Origin of the sequence: Serratia liquefaciens ATCC 27592 (assembly GCF_000422085.1) — a bacterium.
GTDB lineage: Bacteria > Pseudomonadota > Gammaproteobacteria > Enterobacterales > Enterobacteriaceae > Serratia > Serratia liquefaciens.
This window is the reverse complement of the sequence record NC_021741.1, coordinates 2,573,495-2,591,340: the sequence shown is the minus strand read 5'-3', so window position 1 is coordinate 2,591,340 and position 17,846 is coordinate 2,573,495. Positions and strand designations below refer to the sequence as shown.

13 protein-coding genes are annotated in these 17,846 nt (G+C 55.5%); 9 read left to right on the top strand and 4 right to left on the bottom strand.

Annotated elements, in window-relative coordinates; genetic code table 11:
- Nucleotides 1-135 precede the first annotated feature (135 nt).
- Entirely contained in the window at nucleotides 136-1,266 is a 1,131-nt protein-coding gene (locus M495_RS12125; RefSeq protein ID WP_020826953.1) for an agmatine deiminase family protein, read from the top strand.
- 47 nt (nucleotides 1,267-1,313) lie between these two features.
- Here the strand turns inward: M495_RS12125 and M495_RS12120 are convergent, their stop codons facing one another.
- A complete protein-coding gene (locus M495_RS12120; RefSeq protein WP_020826952.1) occupies nucleotides 1,314-2,363 on the bottom strand; it encodes a type II asparaginase in 1,050 nt (349 codons plus the stop codon).
- 152 nt (nucleotides 2,364-2,515) lie between these two features.
- The gene (locus tag M495_RS12115; RefSeq protein ID WP_020826951.1) at nucleotides 2,516-3,181 is read right to left on the bottom strand and encodes a TetR/AcrR family transcriptional regulator; all 666 of its coding nucleotides are present in this window, start codon (nucleotides 3,179-3,181) and stop codon (nucleotides 2,516-2,518) included.
- Between the two features lie 82 nt (nucleotides 3,182-3,263).
- On the opposite strand from M495_RS12115, the gene M495_RS12110 reads away from it, so the two are divergent.
- The 5 genes from M495_RS12110 to M495_RS12090 all read left to right on the top strand — a co-directional run bounded on the left by M495_RS12110 (nucleotide 3,264) and on the right by M495_RS12090 (nucleotide 11,243).
- Entirely contained in the window at nucleotides 3,264-4,778 is a 1,515-nt protein-coding gene (locus M495_RS12110) for an MDR family MFS transporter (protein ID WP_020826950.1), read from the top strand.
- A gap of 151 nt (nucleotides 4,779-4,929) precedes the next feature.
- A complete protein-coding gene (locus M495_RS12105; protein WP_020826949.1) occupies nucleotides 4,930-6,072 on the top strand; it encodes an efflux RND transporter periplasmic adaptor subunit in 1,143 nt (380 codons plus the stop codon).
- A 2-nt stretch (nucleotides 6,073-6,074) separates the two neighbouring features.
- A complete protein-coding gene (locus M495_RS12100; protein WP_020826948.1) occupies nucleotides 6,075-9,227 on the top strand; it encodes an efflux RND transporter permease subunit in 3,153 nt (1,050 codons plus the stop codon).
- Nucleotide 9,228: 1 nt separating this feature from the next.
- A complete protein-coding gene (locus M495_RS12095) occupies nucleotides 9,229-10,683 on the top strand; it encodes an efflux transporter outer membrane subunit (RefSeq protein ID WP_020826947.1) in 1,455 nt (484 codons plus the stop codon).
- A 182-nt stretch (nucleotides 10,684-10,865) separates the two neighbouring features.
- Nucleotides 10,866-11,243, top strand: a complete 378-nt coding sequence (locus tag M495_RS12090) for a DUF1493 family protein (RefSeq protein WP_020826946.1) — start codon at nucleotides 10,866-10,868, stop codon at nucleotides 11,241-11,243.
- 90 nt (nucleotides 11,244-11,333) lie between these two features.
- Here M495_RS12090 and M495_RS12085 read toward each other — a convergent pair whose 3' ends face one another.
- Nucleotides 11,334-11,903 (bottom strand): DJ-1/PfpI family protein, encoded by a 570-nt coding sequence (locus tag M495_RS12085; RefSeq protein ID WP_020826945.1) that lies wholly within the window; start codon nucleotides 11,901-11,903, stop codon nucleotides 11,334-11,336.
- 196 nt (nucleotides 11,904-12,099) lie between these two features.
- Between M495_RS12085 and M495_RS12080 the strand changes: the two genes are divergently transcribed.
- Nucleotides 12,100-13,638, top strand: a complete 1,539-nt coding sequence (locus M495_RS12080) for a long-chain-fatty-acid--CoA ligase (protein WP_020826944.1) — start codon at nucleotides 12,100-12,102, stop codon at nucleotides 13,636-13,638.
- 56 nt (nucleotides 13,639-13,694) lie between these two features.
- On the opposite strand, the gene M495_RS12075 is transcribed toward M495_RS12080, so the two are convergent.
- The gene (locus M495_RS12075; protein WP_020826943.1) at nucleotides 13,695-14,969 is read right to left on the bottom strand and encodes a Glu/Leu/Phe/Val family dehydrogenase; all 1,275 of its coding nucleotides are present in this window, start codon (nucleotides 14,967-14,969) and stop codon (nucleotides 13,695-13,697) included.
- Nucleotides 14,970-15,584: 615 nt separating this feature from the next.
- Here M495_RS12075 and M495_RS12070 point away from each other — a divergent pair.
- Together M495_RS12070 and M495_RS12065 are read left to right on the top strand one after the other, a co-directional pair.
- Nucleotides 15,585-17,042 (top strand): amino acid permease, encoded by a 1,458-nt coding sequence (locus M495_RS12070; protein ID WP_020826942.1) that lies wholly within the window; start codon nucleotides 15,585-15,587, stop codon nucleotides 17,040-17,042.
- A gap of 132 nt (nucleotides 17,043-17,174) precedes the next feature.
- Nucleotides 17,175-17,804, top strand: a complete 630-nt coding sequence (locus M495_RS12065; protein ID WP_020826941.1) for a helix-turn-helix transcriptional regulator — start codon at nucleotides 17,175-17,177, stop codon at nucleotides 17,802-17,804.
- Nucleotides 17,805-17,846 lie beyond the last annotated feature (42 nt).

Here is a 17,846-nt window from a genome sequence, read left to right as displayed (position 1 = left end):
ATCTAATCAGGTGTCCGCTAAATGTATCCTTTGTTTTACCCGGATTAAAGGGATTAACATAGCTGTTATCGACATCACGCCGTCTTTTGCTGAATAGTTTAGCTTATTGTTTTGGCGGCAATACAGGAGCAAACCATGTCAACACGTCGTGAATTTATCAAACAGGCTTCCCTGATTGCCGGCATTAGCCTGACGGCCTCGATGGGGCTGGCATCATTGTCCAGCCACGCGGCTCAGAAAACGGCTGGCGGAAACTGGCGCATGCCCGATGAGGGTGAGCCTCAGCAATGCGCCTTTATCGCCTTTGGCGCACAGCGGGCGATTTGGGGGGCGTTCACGGCGGACGTGCAAGATGCTCTGGGGCGCATTGCCCGTGCTATCGCGGTTTACCAGCCGCTGACGGTATTTTGTCGCGAACGTGAACGAGAGTTAGCGGAGAGAAAATGCGGTAGCCACAATGTGACCTTTGTCATTACCGAGCTCGATGATATTTGGATGCGCGATATCGCTGCCAATTTCGTTACCAACAACGCGGGTGAATTGGCGGCGGTGGACTTCAACTTTAACGGCTGGGGCAATAAACAACGGCACGGCAAAGATGCTCAGTTGGCCGCTTTCCAGGCAAGACATTTCGGCGTTAACCCACTGCGCCGCAGCGCCTTGACAGGAGAAGGCGGGGGCATCGAGGTGGATGGTCATGGCACCGGCATCATGACCGAGAGCAGTTGGATCAATCGCAACCGCAACCCTGGCTGGAGCCGTGATCGGGTAGAGCAAGAGCTCAAAGCGATGCTGGGCCTGCGAAAAATCATCTGGCTGCCGGGGATTAAAGGCAAAGACATTACCGACGCTCACGTCGATTTTTACGCCCGTTTCGTCAGCCCAGGCGTGGTGATCGCCAATCTGGATAGCGATCCTGAGTCCTACGACCATCAGGTCACGCTGGATCATTTGGCGATCCTCAAACAGGCCACGGATGCCGATGGCCGCAAGATACAGGTGCATACGGTGTCGCCACCGCTGGGTCCACGCCGTAGCCGCTTCAGCAAGGGCAATGCGGATTTTGCCGCCGGTTACATCAATTACTTTGTCATCAACGGCGCGATTATCGCCCCGGAGTTTGGCGATGCCGAGGCGGATGCCGCAGCTTTGGCATTATTGACGGCGCTTTACCCGCAGCGTGAAGTGGTGCAGTTGAATATCGACGCTATCGCCGCCGGTGGTGGGGGCATCCACTGCGTGACCAGTCAGCTGCCGGCCGTTTAAGCCTTGTTACAACAGGGCCAGCCTTGGCCCTGTCGAGATAACGTGGATCAATACGTGTGGAAGTAATCCTGAATGACGCGAGGATTATGGGTTTTGGTCAGCGACAGCATCAGCAGAATACGCGCCTTGGCCGGGTTGAGCGAATCGGACACCAGGCCAGGTTGCCCGCTGTCCTCCGGGACAATACCGCTGCCGGTGCGGCTGGCGCGAACCACCAGCACACCGGCTTTCTCCGCTTTTTTGATCCCGGCAGAGCTGCGCACTGAAACCGAGCCGGCACCGGTGCCAGCGTAAACAATGCCATCCACTTTATGCTGAATGGCCGCATCGTACATGTATTCAGGATCGTCCTGATAACCATAAATAATGTCGACTTTTGGCAGCACCTTGACATCACGCACGTCAAATACCGAGCGAGTGGTGTGGATCTTGTCGACTCGGGTTTCAAAGTAGGGTTTTCCACCGACAATTACGCCCAGATAGCCTTCTTCCGGTGCTTTGAAGGTGTCCAGCGTGGTGGCGTTGGTTTTGGTGCTGAAACGGGCCGAGCCAATGCGATCGTTCAGAACGACCATAACGCCACGCCCCACGGACTGCTTGTCGGCGGCAACGGTGACCGCATCCAGCAGGTTCATTGGGCCGTCGGCGCTGATGGCCGTCGCAGGGCGCATCGCGGCGGTAAATACCACCGGTTTGTTGCTCTTGACCGTCAGATTAAGAAAGTACGGCGATTCGTCCAGCGTATCGGTACCGTGCGTGATCACCACGCCATCCACATCACTGCGTGAAAGCAGCTCATTGACCCGCTTGGACAGCTTGAGCAGGATATCGCTGGTCATGTTTTCGCTGCCGATATTGGCAATCTGTTCGCCGTCTACGCGGGCGACTTTCTGCATTTCCGGCACCGCTGCAATCAGCGTTTCCACTCCCAGTGCCCCAGCCTTATAACCGGTGGTTTGTGTATTACTGGCCGCAGAGCCGGCGATGGTGCCGCCGGTGGCTAAAATCACGATGTGCGGTAAGTCCCCGGCGGCGCTTGCCACGCCGGCAAAGCTGAAGGTGAAGCAGATCAATGCCACTCTAATTGTTTGAAACATAAGCTACCCCTGATTAACAAGCCAAATTAGCAGGATTAGCCAAAGCAAAAAGGGTGCCAGTTAGACAGTTAGCGGTAGCAGAGGACAAAGATCTATACCGATGCGAAATGACGCTCGTTGGAGGAGCGAGTCGCACCAAAATGGATCTCGTTCTAGCGCTGCGGTCCCAGCCCGTAGCTTAATAATGCAATGGCGTGCCGCGCGATGACTTCAGCGCTCTGCGGGCCGTTGCTGCTGTTGTTGTCACGGTGCCATTTCGGCGCGGTGGCCAGCGGCAGCAGCGTCATGCCAAACAGGGTGATAAACAGCAAAGAGGGTTCCAGATCGGCACTCAGCTTGCCTTCTGCCTGCCAGCGCATAATCGACTTCAGGGCCGCTTTGCGCTGTGCATCACCAAAACGCTCATCCATCCGTTGCTTCAGTACGCCGTTATCACTCATCACTTCTCGCAACCACAGCGGGGCGAACCAGGGATGCGCGGTGGAGATATCGATAAACCTTTGGGCCAGTTGGGTGAAGGCAGCAATAGGATCGTCCGCATTGGCGTCGAAAACGCTGCCGGCGGCCAGCCGTACCGGCAGGAAACGCTCTTCGATCAGCACGTCCAGCAACTGTTCGCGGTTGTGAAAATAGTAGTGGAGCATGGCGGGGGTGACGCCGGCTTCACGTGCAATGGCATTGAGCGAAGTATCGGCAATGCCTTGGCGGGCAAACAAATTAAGCGCCGTGTCCAGCAGGTGCTCGCGTTTTTCTGTGCCCTTGGTGCCGCCGCTCGGCCGACCAGGGCGGCGCGGGGCTTGAACGTTTTGTGCTGTCATCGCGGTGAGATCCATTGACCGGAGAAAAGAATCACTCATATATTAATTACTCGATTAATTAATTACAAGTGAGCTCATCTAAATGGGGATCAGTCATCTGGCAGGCAGCGAAGACAGCGGCAGGGCGTCTGGGCAGGCGCCCTCGATCCGGCTGTTGTTCTCCGCATTGCTGCTGGTCATGTTGCTGGCGGCGCTCGATCAAACCATTGTCTCTACTGCATTACCGACCATTGTTGGCGAGTTCGGTGGCCTGGAAAATCTGTCGTGGGTAGTCACCGCCTATTTGCTGGCATCGACGATAGTGGTGCCGCTGTATGGCAAGTTCGGCGATCTGTTCGGCCGTAAAATCGTGCTGCAGATTGCCATTGTGGTCTTCCTGCTCGGCTCGGTGCTGTGCGGATTGGCGCAAAACATGACCCAGCTTATCCTGATGCGTGCCCTGCAGGGGCTGGGCGGTGGCGGTTTGCTGGTCGTCACCATGGCGGTGGTGGGCGATGTGATCCCGCCGGCCGAACGCGGACGCTATCAGGGCCTGTTTGGCGGCGTATTCGGCCTGGCGACGGTGGTAGGCCCGTTGATTGGTGGGGTGCTGGTGCAGCATTTCTCATGGCGCTGGATTTTCTATATCAACCTGCCGCTGGGGATTTTCGCGCTGTTGGTGATTGGCGCGGTGTTCCAATCCAGGGTCAATCGGGTCAAGCATGAAATCGATTTCCTGGGGGCCAGCTATCTGGCTGCCGCGCTGACCTGCATTATTTTGTTTACCAGTCAGGGCGGCACGGTCATGGCCTGGTCTGACGGGCAGCTGTGGTGCATTTTGGCCTTTGGTTTGGTGTCATTAGGCGGTTTTATCTACGAAGAACGCCTGGCGAGAGAGCCTATCATTCCGCTCGATTTATTCCGCAACAGGACCTTTTTGCTGTGCGCCTTGGTCGGCTTTATCGTCGGTATGTCGCTGTTTGGTTCGGTGACTTTCCTGCCGCTGTATTTGCAGGTGGTCAAGAATTCCACGCCGACCCAGGCCGGGATGCAGCTACTGCCGCTGATGGGCGGGATCATGATCAGCTCCATCGTTAGCGGTCGGTTAATCAGCAAGCGTGGTAAATACCGTATTTTCCCGATTATAGGCACCTGCTGTGCCCTGGTAGGGATGATTCTGCTGGGGACGTTGAAAAACTCGACGCCGGTACATCTGCTGTATCTCTACATCAGCCTGCTGGGGTTGGGATTGGGTATGGTGATGCAGGTGATGATCCTGGCGGCGCAAAACAGCGTCGAGCCAAAACACATGGGCGTTGCCACTTCGAGCGCTACGCTGTTTCGCTCTATCGGCGGATCCATCGGGGTAGCCGTGTTTGGCGCGATTTTTACCAATGTGCTGCACAGTCGGTTGGCCAGTTTGCTGCCTGAAGGGACGGCGTTACCGCGTTCCTTGGGCGCGGCGGCGGTGCACCATCTGCCGTTGACGTTGCAGAACGACTATTTGCAAGCCTTTGGCGGGGCCATTCACTCGGTGTATCAGATTGCCGCCGGGGTCATGGCGCTGGCCTTTGCATTGACCTGGTTGCTGAAAGACGTGCCGCTTCGCCATAAGTAAAACCGCCAAAACCGGTGCGTAAAGCAGGCGCGCACCGGTTCTCCTCATGCTCTGCGATGCAATTTTACGCAATCCTTACGCAACCCTGTCAGACTAAAAACGGCGCTTTCTATATATTGAGAATAAACGTTCTCAATAGGATAGATAGTCGATGCAAAGGAAAAAGGTTTTACTTGTCAGCCTGTCGTTATTGCTGGCCGCTTGTGATGGCCAGAGCGGTGGAGCACCCGCCGGCGCCGGTGGCGTGCAAGAAGTGGGTGTCGCGACGCTGCAGGCTCAACCGGTAACGCTGAGCAGCGATTTGACCGGCCGCGTGAACGCCACCATGACCTCGGACGTTCGTCCTCAGGTGGACGGCATTATCAAAAAGCGCCTGTTTACCGAAGGTGCCGAGGTCAAGGCCGGGCAGGTGTTGTATCAGATCGACCCCGCAACCTATCAGGCCAGCTACGATCAGGCTGCCGCTCAGTTGAAAAGCGCTGAGGCCACCGTGAAGTCCAGCCGCCTGAAGGCGCAGCGTTACGCCGCACTGGTAAAAGAGAATGGCGTTTCCAAACAGGATGCGGATGATGCCATGGCGACCTATCTGGAGGCGGTTGCCGCCGTCGCACAGTATCAGGCCTCTTTGGAGTCGGCCAAAATCAATCTCGCGTACACTCAGGTGCGCGCGCCTATCTCCGGCCGTATCGGCATTTCCTCTGTGACACCGGGCGCTTTGGTGACCGCCAGTCAGACCGACGCCCTGGCGACCATTCGCGCGCTCGATCCGATTTATGTCGATCTCACTCAGTCCAGTAGTCAATTGCTCAAACTGCGTAAACAGCAGGCATCGCTGCAACGTGACGATGTCACGCCGGTAGCCATCAAACTCGAGGACGGCACGCCATATACCCACCCCGGTAAACTGGAGCTGACGGAAGTGGCGGTAGACGAGTCGACCGGCTCCGTCACCTTGCGTGCGGTGTTCCCTAATCCCGAGCACGAATTGCTGCCCGGCATGTATGTTCACGCCACGGTAGACAACGGCGTCGATCCCAAGGGGATTTTGGCGCCTCAGCAGGGGATCACCCGTAACGCCAAGGGCGAAGCCACGGCGCTGGTTGTTAACGCGCAAAACAAAGTGGAGCAACGCACGGTCATTACCGAACAGGTTATCGGCAGCAACTGGCTGGTCAGCAAGGGCCTGAATGCCGGTGACCGTCTGATCGTTGAAGGCACCAATAAGGTGGCTGCGGGCGTTGAGGTCAAAGCGGTTGATGTGAAACAACCGACGGCTAACGGCGGGGAGCAGTAACCATGGCGCAGTTCTTTATTCGGCGACCAGTTTTCGCCTGGGTGATTGCGATCATCATCATGCTGTGTGGGCTGATGTCGATCAACTCGCTGCCCATTTCGCAATATCCGGACGTCTCCCCACCGCAGATTTCCATCTCCGCCACCTATCCGGGTGCCGATGCCGAGACGCTGGAAAACAGCGTTACTCAGGTCATCGAACAGCAGCTTACCGGGCTGGACGGGCTGCTTTACTTTTCAGCCACCAGCAGCTCCGACGGTTCTGTGAGCATTAATGTCACCTTCGACCAGGGCACCGATCCGGATATCGCGCAGGTGCAGGTGCAAAACAAGGTGCAGCAGGCGGAAAGCCGTTTGCCTACCGAGGTCACCGCGCAAGGGGTTACGGTCAAAAAATCTCAGAGCAGCTTCTTGCTGATCGTCGGTCTGTATGACGAAACCGACAAGGCCAGCATGGCGGACATTTCCGACTATCTGGTGAGCAACATTCAGGATCCGCTGTCGCGCATCGAAGGGGTTGGCGATGTGCAGGTATTCGGATCGGAATACGCCATGCGCATCTGGCTTGACCCGACCAAGCTAGCGTCCTTTTCACTGATGCCTTCCGACGTATCAACGGCGATAGAAGCGCAAAATACCCAGGTTTCCGCCGGTAAGGTCGGCGATTTACCGTCCGGTGCCGATCAGCAGCTGACCGCCACGGTAAAAGCGCAGTCGCGCCTGCAAACGCCGGAGCAGTTCCGCAACATCATTCTCAAGAGTGACAGCAGCGGCGCACTGGTGCGCCTAGGCGACGTTGCGCGGGTAGAGTTGGGCAACGAGGATTACTCTTCCAGCGCCCGGTTGAATGGCCATCCAGCCTCCGGGATTGCGGTCAAGCTGGCCGCCGGTGCCAATGCGCTCAACACCGCCAAGCTGGTCAAAGCCAAAGTGGCGGAATATCAGACTTCAATGCCGAACGGTTACAAGGTGGCCTACCCGAAAGACAGCACCGATTTTATTAATATCTCGATCGAAGAGGTGGTGAAAACGCTGATAGAGGCGGTGGTGTTGGTGGTGATCGTGATGTTTGTGTTCCTGCAAAACCTGCGTACTACGCTGATCCCGACCATTACCGTGCCGGTGGTGCTGTTGGGCACCTTTGGCGTGCTTGCCGCCTTCGGCTATTCGATCAATACCCTGACGCTGTTTGGCATGGTGCTGGCGATCGGTCTATTGGTGGATGATGCCATTGTGGTGGTGGAAAACGTCGAGCGCGTGATGCGGGAAGAGAAGCTGCCGCCGCGTGAGGCGACGGAAAAATCGATGAAGGAGATCACCGGGGCTCTGGTCGGTATCGCCATGGTGCTGTCGGCGGTGTTCCTGCCGATGGCGTTCTTTGGCGGCTCCACCGGGGTTATCTACCGTCAGTTCTCCGTTACCATCGTGGCGTCGATGGTGCTGTCGGTGATCCTGGCGCTGACGCTGGCACCGGCATTGTGTGCCACTTTGCTCAAACCAGCTCATGACGATCTGACCGATAAGGGCCTGCTGGGTAAATTTAACCGTGGCTATAACCGTCTGCAGGAGAAATACGCCGATAAGGTCGCCCGGGTGATACACAGCCCAATGCGCTATCTGCTGCTGTATGGTCTGTTGCTGATTGCCGCCGCCGTGATGTATATGCGGCTGCCGACCGGCTTCTTGCCCAATGAAGATCAGGGCGTGGTGATGGTGCAATACACCTTGCCTGCTGGCGCGACCGATGCCAGGACATCGGCGGTCAGCGACGCGGTAAAAGATTACTTCCTCACCGACGAGAAGGCCAACGTCAGCACCATTTTCACCATCAATGGTTTTGGTTTCAGCGGCAGCGGGCAAAACGCCGGTATGGCCTTCGTCAGTCTCAAGGACTGGAGCCAGCGGCCCGGCAGTGCCAACACCGCCGATGCCATTGCCAAACGCGCAATGGCGCACTTTGCCACTATTCGCGATGCCCAAGTGTTCTCGATGAGCCCACCGGCGATCGACGGTTTCGGCCAGTCCGACGGTTTCACCTTCGAACTGCAGGCTAAAGGGGCTACCACCCGTGCGGAGTTGCAAGTGATGCGTGACCAGATCATCGCCGCCGCCGGGAAAAACCCGAGTCTGAGCGCGGTGCGCGCCAACACCCTGCCGGATACGCCACAGCTGCAGGTAGACATCGACAACGACAAACTGCAGGCGCTGGGCCTGAGCGCCGGCGACGTCAGCAGCACGCTCACCAGCGCGTTCGGCAGCACCTACATCAACGACTTTATCGACCGTAACCGGGTGAAAAAGGTCTATATGCAGGGTGACGTCGAGTATCGGTCAAAGCCGGAGGATCTCGATAAGTGGTTTGTTCGCGGCACCTCCAGCAGCACGACCAGCATGACGCCGTTCTCTGCCTTTGCCTCTTCACATTGGATTTACGGGCCGGAAAACCTGTCGCGTTATAACGGACTGTCCTCGTTTGAAATCACCGGCGAGGGCGCGCCCGGTACCAGTTCAGGCACGGCAATGGACGAGATGGAAAAACTGGCATCACAGTTCTCTTCCGCCAGCAGCTTCTCCTGGAGCGGGTTGTCATATCAGGAACGCCTGACCAGCGGGCAGGCGGCATCGTTGTATGCCATTTCGTTGGTAGTGGTGTTCCTGTGCCTGGCGGCGCTGTATGAGAGCTGGTCAATCCCGTTTGCCGTGATGATGGTGGTGCCGATGGGCGTGGTGGGATCCCTGCTGGCCATCACGCTGCGCGGGCTGGAAAACGACATTTATTTCCAGGTGGCGCTATTAACCATCATCGGCCTGTCAGCCAAGAACGCCATTCTGATCGTTGAATTCGCCGAAGAAAATTACCAGCGCGGCGAAGCCTTGATCGCCGCCGCCGTTGAGGCTTCCCGTATGCGCCTGCGTCCTATTCTGATGACCTCTCTGGCATTCAGCGCCGGCGTATTGCCCTTGGCGGTTTCCAGCGGCGCCGGGGCCAACAGCCGGATCGCCATAGGTACCGGGATCATCGGCGGCACCATTACGGCGACATTACTGGCAATCTTCTTCGTTCCTTTGTTCTACGTATTGGTACGCCGGATGTTTTCACGCAAAACAACCTCCGCCAAACCAACAGAAAACACTGCGCCGCAGGCAGGAGAATAACGTGCTGCAACGTTTAATCACTTTGACCTTTCCGCTGGTGCTGGCGGGGTGTATCTCGCTGGATCCGGACTATCAACGCCCGCAGGCGCCGGTGCCCTCAACGCTGCCGCAAGGGGCCGCTTATACTGCGCCCTCGGGTAAATTGTCATTAAGCTATCCGGACATCCCATGGCGTGACTATGTGGTCGATAGCCGGTTACGGCAGGTGGTTGAGATGGGGCTGAGCAGCAGTCGCGATTTGCGCGAGGCCATTGCCAACATCGAATCTGCCCGGGCGCTCTACGGTGAGCAACGTGCCGATCTGTTTCCTACCATCAATGCCGGAGTGGACGGCAGTCGTGGCCGGGCATTGACCGGTAATGGCAATGCCACGGCGATCAGCCAAAGTTACGAAGCGACGGCAAGCACCAGTTCTTTCGAGCTGGATCTGTTTGGCAAAAATCGCAGCCTGACTCGCGCTAAATTCGAGAGCTATTTGGCGGAGTCCGAAGCGGCGAAAAGTACCCGTTTGGCGCTGATTGCCGACACCGTGACCGACTGGGTAAATGTGGCGGCCGCACGCAGCAATCTGGCCGCCGCCAAAGGCACCATGGAAAGTGCCAAACAGTCGTTGGCGGTAACGCGCAAGAATCAGCAAAACGGTATTTTGTCGATGGTTGACGTGGCGTCGGCGGAGACGGTCTATCAGCAGGCGCGTTCGGACGTGGCCAGCTACTCCACCAGCGCGGCGCAGGCGAAAAATGCGCTGGATCTGGTGGTCGGGCAAAGCGTGCCGGAGAGCCTGTTGCCTGATGGGATCGAAGCGTTGTCTGGCATCATGAAAGATATACCGGCCAATGTGTCGTCGCAGGTGCTGCTGAACCGCCCGGACGTGCTGGAGGCCGAGCATAACCTGAAGGCTGCCAATGCCAATATCGGTTCTGCCAGAGCGGCGTTCTTCCCGTCTATCAGCCTGACCGCCAGCGGCGGAGTGGGCAGTGGAGAACTTTCATCCCTGTTTAGTCAGGGGGCGGGCGTTTGGTCGTTCGCACCGAGCATCAGCCTGCCGATCTTTACCGGTGGCTATAATACGGCGCAGTTGAATTACACCAAGGCGCAGAAAGACCTCTACGTCGCCACCTATGAAAAAGCGGTGCAGACGGCATTCCAGGAAACGGCCGATGCGTTGGCACGCAAGGGCACAATTCAGGAACAGTTAGCGGCGCAAACCGGCTATGTGGCGGCCTCGCAGGAATATTATCGCCTGGCGGAGCTGCGTTACCGCCATGGGGTGGATACCTATCTGGTGATGTTGGACGCGCAGCGAACGCTATATACCGCCCAGCAGTCGCTGATTGCTGCTCGCCAAACCGAATATCAGAACCTGATTACTCTGTATAAAGTGCTGGGCGGGGGTATCGCGGCAGAAAAGCAGGGCGATGGCGTGGTTGCCAACAATAGATCTTTAAACCAATAAGATTTAGCCCAGGCAATAATTAAATTACGCAGTGTGGTGATAGCGCGCTGCGTTTTTTTATATTCATTCTGTGGTGGAAGTGTAAAGAAAGGGAAAATGACCAGACGATGGAGAACTCGCCACAATCAGCAGGGTCTGAATAATATCGCATCATCCCCGCGGCCAAATATATTGAGGTTGAAATGGAAAGTGATATTCAGCAACAGGTCATTTCAGTGATTGATCGCTATAATTCACCCAGCCTGCTTAAAAAGGGAGTTGCCGTTACTCTCAATACGGAAATAAACAAAGAGCTGCACCTCTCCTTGCCAATGTCGGAAACGCTGATGCGTGGCTATTTCGACGCCTTTCTCATCGACAGCAGCAATTACAATCATGAGCTGTATTTTCGTCAGGAGTCAAAGTCGGCGTTATTGTTCTCCTCATCAAATCGTCGCGCGAATCACTGGGATCTTGAAATGGAAAGGATCCGGCCATTGTATGTTTATATGCTGGTGCGATCCGCACGGGCCAAACGCTGGCTTTACGACATCCACTTTCTGATTGAACAATTAAAATGATATCGCGATATTCCCAATATTGGATGAGTTAACTCATCGCGCCGAATACAGTTTCAGGCCCGCAAAGAAATTGCGGGCCTTTTAACGGAGTTACTGTGCCAGTAGCTCGGCAAATTTCGCCAGCCATTGTGGATGCGCCGGCCAGGCAGGGGCGGTCACCAGATTGCCGTCAACATGGGCCTGATCGATACCGATATCCGCAAAGTGGCCACCGGCCAGCTGCACTTCCGGGGCGCAGGCCGGATAGGCGCTGCAGGTTCTGCCTTTCAACACCCCGGCGGCGGCCAACAGCTGCGGGCCGTGACACACCGCGGCGATGGGTTTGCGTGCGGCGTCAAAAGCCTGTACCAGCTTGATCACCTGCGGGTTCAGGCGCAGATACTCGGGCGCTCTGCCGCCGGGGATCAACAGCGCGTCGTAGTCTTCTTCTTTTGCCGCGGCAAAGTCGGCATTCAGAGTGAAACGGTGGCCAGGTTTTTCACTGTAGGTCTGCGCGCCGTCGAAATCATGGATTGCCGTCATGATGTAATCACCCTTGGCCTTGTCCGGGCAGACGGCGTCCACCTGATGGCCAATCATCTGCAATGCCTGAAAGGGCACCATGGTTTCATAATCTTCAGCGTAATCACCAACCAGCATCAGGATCTTTTTCTTGCTCATACGGGGATCTCCGGGAGGAATAATCCCTAACATATAGCCTACCGGTGTGTGGAACGCGAACCTGCTTCTGGCGTAGGTGCATCTATACTGATTTTACCGCCGGAGGCGGTTCAGGGAGATCAACCTCAATGAGGTGGCGCAGTATCTCAATTATCGACTGACCGGGCTTCCCGGTTTCTGCTCATGAGACCCCCATATGCTTAATTTGGCCACATTGCTTGAAGAGAGTGCGCGTACTTTCCCCGATCGTCTGGCGCTGGTTCAGGACGAATTCCAGCTTAGCTATGGCGAACTCGATCAGCTCGCCAATCAGGTTGCCCATCTGCTGAGGGTTCGGGGCGTGAAACCGGGGGAGCGGGTGGCGTTGGCCTGCCCAAACCGTTGGGAGTTTCCGGCGATTTACTTCGGCATTCTCAAAGCGGGTGCGGTGGTGGTGCCGTTAAATACCTTGCTGAAGGCGGGGGAGTTTGAATACTACCTGCAGGATTCGCAGGCGGTGGCCTTCTTTTGTTTTGAAGGGGGCCATGGATTAACCTTGGGGCAAGAGGCAAAAATCGCGTTCGATGCTACGCAACCGTGCCGCGACTTTATTATTATCGGTGACAGCCTGCCGCTGAGCGGTGACCGCTTCAGCCAGGCCATTCGCCAGCAACCTACCGATTTTGACAGCGCCAGCACCCTGGAGTCCGACACCGCAGTGATCCTTTACACCAGCGGAACCACCGGCCGTGCCAAAGGAGCGGAGTTGACCCATTCCAACCTGGTGTTGAATGCGCTGGGTTCGGTGCAGTTATTCAATAGCTCGGTTGAACGCCCCGATCGCCATTTGGTAACGCTGCCGCTGTTCCATACTTTCGGCTCAACCGTCCAGATGAATGCCGGCTTCGCCTTGGGAGCAACGCTGGTGCTGGTGCCCCGTTTTGATGCAAAGCTGGCTATCTCGCTGATGCAAAAGCACGCCATCACTTTTTTCGCCGGCGTACCTACCATGTATTGGGCACTGCTGAACGCGTTGGACGACAGTGTAGATCTGGCGCTGTTGCGCAAAAATTTACGCATGGCGGTCTCCGGCGGGGCCAGTTTGCCGGTGCAAATCATTGAAGATTTTGCCCGTCGTTTCGGCGTTAACATTCTGGAGGGGTACGGGCTGTCGGAAACCAGCCCGGTAGCTACCTTCAATCACCCAGGACGCGTCAACAAAGTGGGGTCTATCGGCCAACCGATCTGGGGCGTTGAAGTCCGGCTGGTTGATGTCACCGGCAAAACGATAACGGAGATCGATCAGGTCGGTGAGTTAGCGGTGCGCGGTCACAACGTGATGAAAGGTTATCTTAATCGCCCGGAGGCCACGGCAGAGGTTCTGGAAAACGGCTGGTTTAGAACCGGCGATCTGGCACGGCGCGACGCCGATGGGTTTTATTTTATCGTCGACAGGTCGAAAGACGTGATTATCCGGGGCGGCTTTAACGTTTATCCGCGAGAAGTGGAAGAACTGATGATTCGCCACCCGGCGGTTTCGTTTGTGGCGGTGATCGGGGTGCCACATCCATCGCTGGGAGAGGAAATTAAAGCGGTGGTGGTGTTGAAAGATCTGGACGAGGCGGTAACGGAAGAAGCCTTGATTACCTGGACCAAAGAGCGACTGGCGGCGTTTAAATATCCGCGTATCGTGGAGTTTGTCGAGCGGTTACCGATGACCAGCACCGGAAAGGTGTTGAAAAGGTTGCTGCGTTAGAAGGGGATATTTTGAAATGATCCCGGCCTGCAGTGCAAGCCGGGATGGATAACGCATTAACCTGGGTAAATGCCACGCTCTTTACGTGCGGTCAGGATACGCTCACAGGCGACGATATAGGCCGCGGTGCGCAGGCTGCATTTCTTCTCTTCGGACTTGTTCCAAACGTGAACCATAGCGTCGGTCATGATCTTGTCCATACGCTCGTTGATTTCGCTTTCGCTCCAGAAGTAGCTGGCCATGTCCTGTACCCACTCGAAGTAACTGACGGTCACGCCGCCGGCGTTACAGATAACGTCAGGCACTACGGTGATGTTGCGTGAACGCAGAACGTCGTCCGCATCTGGGTAGGTTGGGCCGTTTGCCCCTTCCAGTACCAGCTTGGCGCTGAGGATTTCTGCACGTTGACGGGTGATCTGACCTTCCAGGGCGGCTGGGATCAGGATGTCCATGTCGACGGACCAGAAAGCTTCGCTTTCGATTTCTTTAGCGCCAGGGAAGCCAGCGATCTGCTTGTTCTTGGCTTGCCATTCGGTCAATGCGTTCAGGTCGATGCCATCCGGGTTGGACAGGGTCGCTGAGTGGTCCTGGATCACGACTACGCGTGCGCCGATGCCGACGAACAGACGAGCCGCTTCGCTGCCCACGTTACCAAAGCCCTGTACCGCCACTTTGGCACCTTCAAGCTGTACGCCCAAACGTTTGGCCACTTCACAACCGGTCACGAACACGCCACGGCCAGTCGCTTTTTCACGGCCCAGAGAGCCGCCCAGGTGGATAGGCTTACCGGTGACAACGCCGGTGATGGTAGTGCCGTGGTTCATGGAGTAGGTATCCATCATCCAGGCCATCACTTTGGAGTTGGTGCCGACGTCCGGTGCGGGAATATCTTTCTGTGGCCCGATGATAAAGCCGATTTCGCTGGTGTAGCGGCGGGTCAATCTTTCCAGCTCGCCTTCAGACAGTTTGAAAGGATCGACGCGGATCCCCCCCTTGGCGCCACCGTAAGGCAGGTTAACTGCCGCACATTTGATGGTCATCCAGGCTGACAGCGCCATAACCTCATCGAGATCAACATCTGGGTGGTAACGGATGCCGCCTTTACCCGGGCCGCGCGACAGGTTGTGCTGAACGCGGAAACCTTCGAAGTGGCGGATTGAACCGTCGTCCATCTGCAGAGGAATATCAACGATCAGCGCACGCTTAGGGTGACGCAGGGTATCAACCCAACGCGACAGCTCACCGAGATAAGGTGCAACGCGGTCGATTTGTTGCAGATAGGTGGCCCAGGCCGTTGTGCTGCTTTCTGAAGCGTAGGATAGCTTTTCCATAACCAACCTTTTTATATATAGGTATTTATTTTGTTTAACCGTGGATTACTAAGTGCATAACACTTTTGCGACGCTAAATTTACCATTAAAAACGCGGCTTGTTAGCCCCCACTCATCGGGCCACAGGCCGCTTTCAAGCCGGTTTGACGGCGTAAAAATGAATAGTTAATTACTTTTGTACGGTGGTTGCGGCAGCTACTCATGGTTTATGCATAAAAAATGCATAAAACCCGTTTTTATCTATTTTTCAGAAGCTTGAATGTGATCAAAAAGTTTCATTTTATTTAAGTGTCGTGTTGACAATGCCGTTTCCTGACGCCAGAGTTAAATTCATGTTAAATCGACGTTGTCAGCGTTTTATTCTTGAACAAAAATAATCATAACCGACTGATAATAAATGAATCACCCTCCACGCTCATGCTTCGCATGCTAAATGTGGGCTAGCGCGCAGCTCGAACAGCCGTTTTCTGATGCGTACATTTTTTAACTTCCCTTTAACAAAGGGACGGTATCGTTTTGCCTGAATTTTTTTGCCGGTACAACGCGCAATGCGTTTCACTCCTGCAGCAGCGGCTGTCCGCTGCTTAATCGCCTTAATGACGGACAGGTAACACCATGACAAAAAGTAAGCAACATCGGTTGAAGGCTTCTTCAACCGAGGGGCCTGACTGCGCCCAAACATTGCAACGCGGACTCAGCGAGCGCCATATTCAACTGATTTCCATCGGCGGCGCCATTGGGACTGGCTTATTTATGGGATCGGGCAAAACCATCGCGCTTTCCGGCACCTCTATTGTGTTGACCTATGTGATTGTCGGCTTCTTTATGTTTATGGTGATGCGAGCGATGGGGGAGCTGTTGCTGACCAAGCTCGACTACCGCTCATTTGCCGATTTCGTTTCCGAATACCTGGGGCCGAAAGCCAGCTTCTTTCTGGGGTGGTCCTATTGGCTGAGCTGGGTGGTGACGTGCATTGCCGACGTGGTGGTCTGCGGCGGCTACATACAGTACTGGTACCCCGAGGTTTCACCCTGGCTACCGGCTTTACTGACCTTAGGCCTGTTGTGCCTGTTCAATATGCTGTCGGTGAAGATGTTTGGCGAAGCGGAGTTTTGGTTTGCCATCATCAAGGTGATCGCCATTATCGCGTTGATCGTCACCGGGGCCTGGATGGTGTTTATTGGCTGGACTTCGCCAGACGGGGTTAAAGCCTCGGTGAACAACATCACCGATCCTGCTATTTTCATGCCGCACGGCATTCTTGGTTTCTTTGCCGGCTTTCAGATCGCCATCTTTTCCTGCACCGGTATTGAGCTGTTGGGCACCATGTCGGCTGAAACCAAGGATCCACACAAGGTACTGCCGAAGGCGATTAACGTTATCCCGGTGCGGATCATCATCTTTTATGTGTTCTCCATGCTGGCGATCATCGCCGTAACCTCATGGAGCCATATTTCACCGGACAGCAGTCCGTTTGTGATGCTGTTCGATCAGGCGGGATTACCTGCCGCCGCCGCGGTCATCAACTTTGTGGCGCTGACTTCGGCGATGTCCTCAGCCAACAGTGGCGTCTATTCCAGTACCCGCATGCTGTATGGCTTGTCGATGGAGAAGCATGCCCATGGGCAGTTCAAGATACTTTCGCGCACTACCGCCATTCCGATCCGCAGCCTGATGTTCTCGTGCTTTTGCATGGTAGTGGGGACGATGTTGCTGATCCTGATGCCGAACGTCATGACGCTATTTACTATCGTGTCTACCGTGGCGGCGATACTGGTGGTTTACAGCTGGGGCATGATCCTGGCGGCCTATCTGGTTTACCGCAAACAGCGGCCCGACCTGCATGCACGTTCGCTGTTCAAAATGCCGGGCGGGGTGATAATGACCTGGCTGACATTGGCATTCTTTGCCTTCACGCTGGTGCTGATGATCTTTGATCGCGATACCCTGATAGCGTTGTGCAGCATGCCGCTGTGGTTTATCACCCTGGCGATCGTTTGGCGCTTTAGAATCAAAGACAGCGTGGCTCAGGAAGGTTATGTGTTTTACCAAAGCCATCGCGAGGCGGAATAAGCCAGTCTCGGGAGGGCGGTTAGCCGTTCTCCCGCTCGGCATTGCGGGGCAACTGAGGTATGCTAAGCGGCTGACCCAATGATGAAAACTCGCCAATATCATCATGCCTTATCGCTATGGAGTAACAGCAGAGTGCTGAAAACCACGTCCCAATTAGAATTATTGCAGTCGGTTGCCGACGGCATTGCTGCACTGTTTTTTCCCAATGTGGAAGTGGTGATACACGATCTCTCTACCAATAAGGTGGCGTACCTCGCCAATAATCTGTCGAAACGCAAACCGGGTGACGATGCCGGTTTGGAGGATTTTGACATCGACAGCGAAGGTCAGGTGACCGGGCCGTACGAAAAACTCAACTGGGACGGCAAGAAAATGCGTTCGGTGAGCATTGCCGCGAAAGACGAACAGGGCGTTCCCCGCTACCTGCTGTGCATTAATTTGAGCACCGCGACATTTGAAGATGCCAGAAATGCGCTGGATATGTTCCTGTCGGTCACCCGTTTGCAGCCTCAGCCACAGCAGTTATTCAAAGACGACTGGCAGGAGAAGATCAATACCTTCCTGCACGAGTGGATCCGCCAGCAAAACGCTTCATTGGGTTCATTGAGCCGTGAACAGAAAAAGCAGTTGGTGATTGACCTGTATAACGAAGGGGCGTTTAAAGCCAAAAGCGCCGCCGACTATATCGCCAACGTGTTATCCCTCGGCCGCGCCACGGTTTACAAGTACCTGAAAGAGTTAAAAAAGGGCGAGAGCGCCTAAAAAACCTGAGCGTGCCTGTTGACGGGCCGCTGTCCTGTAAGA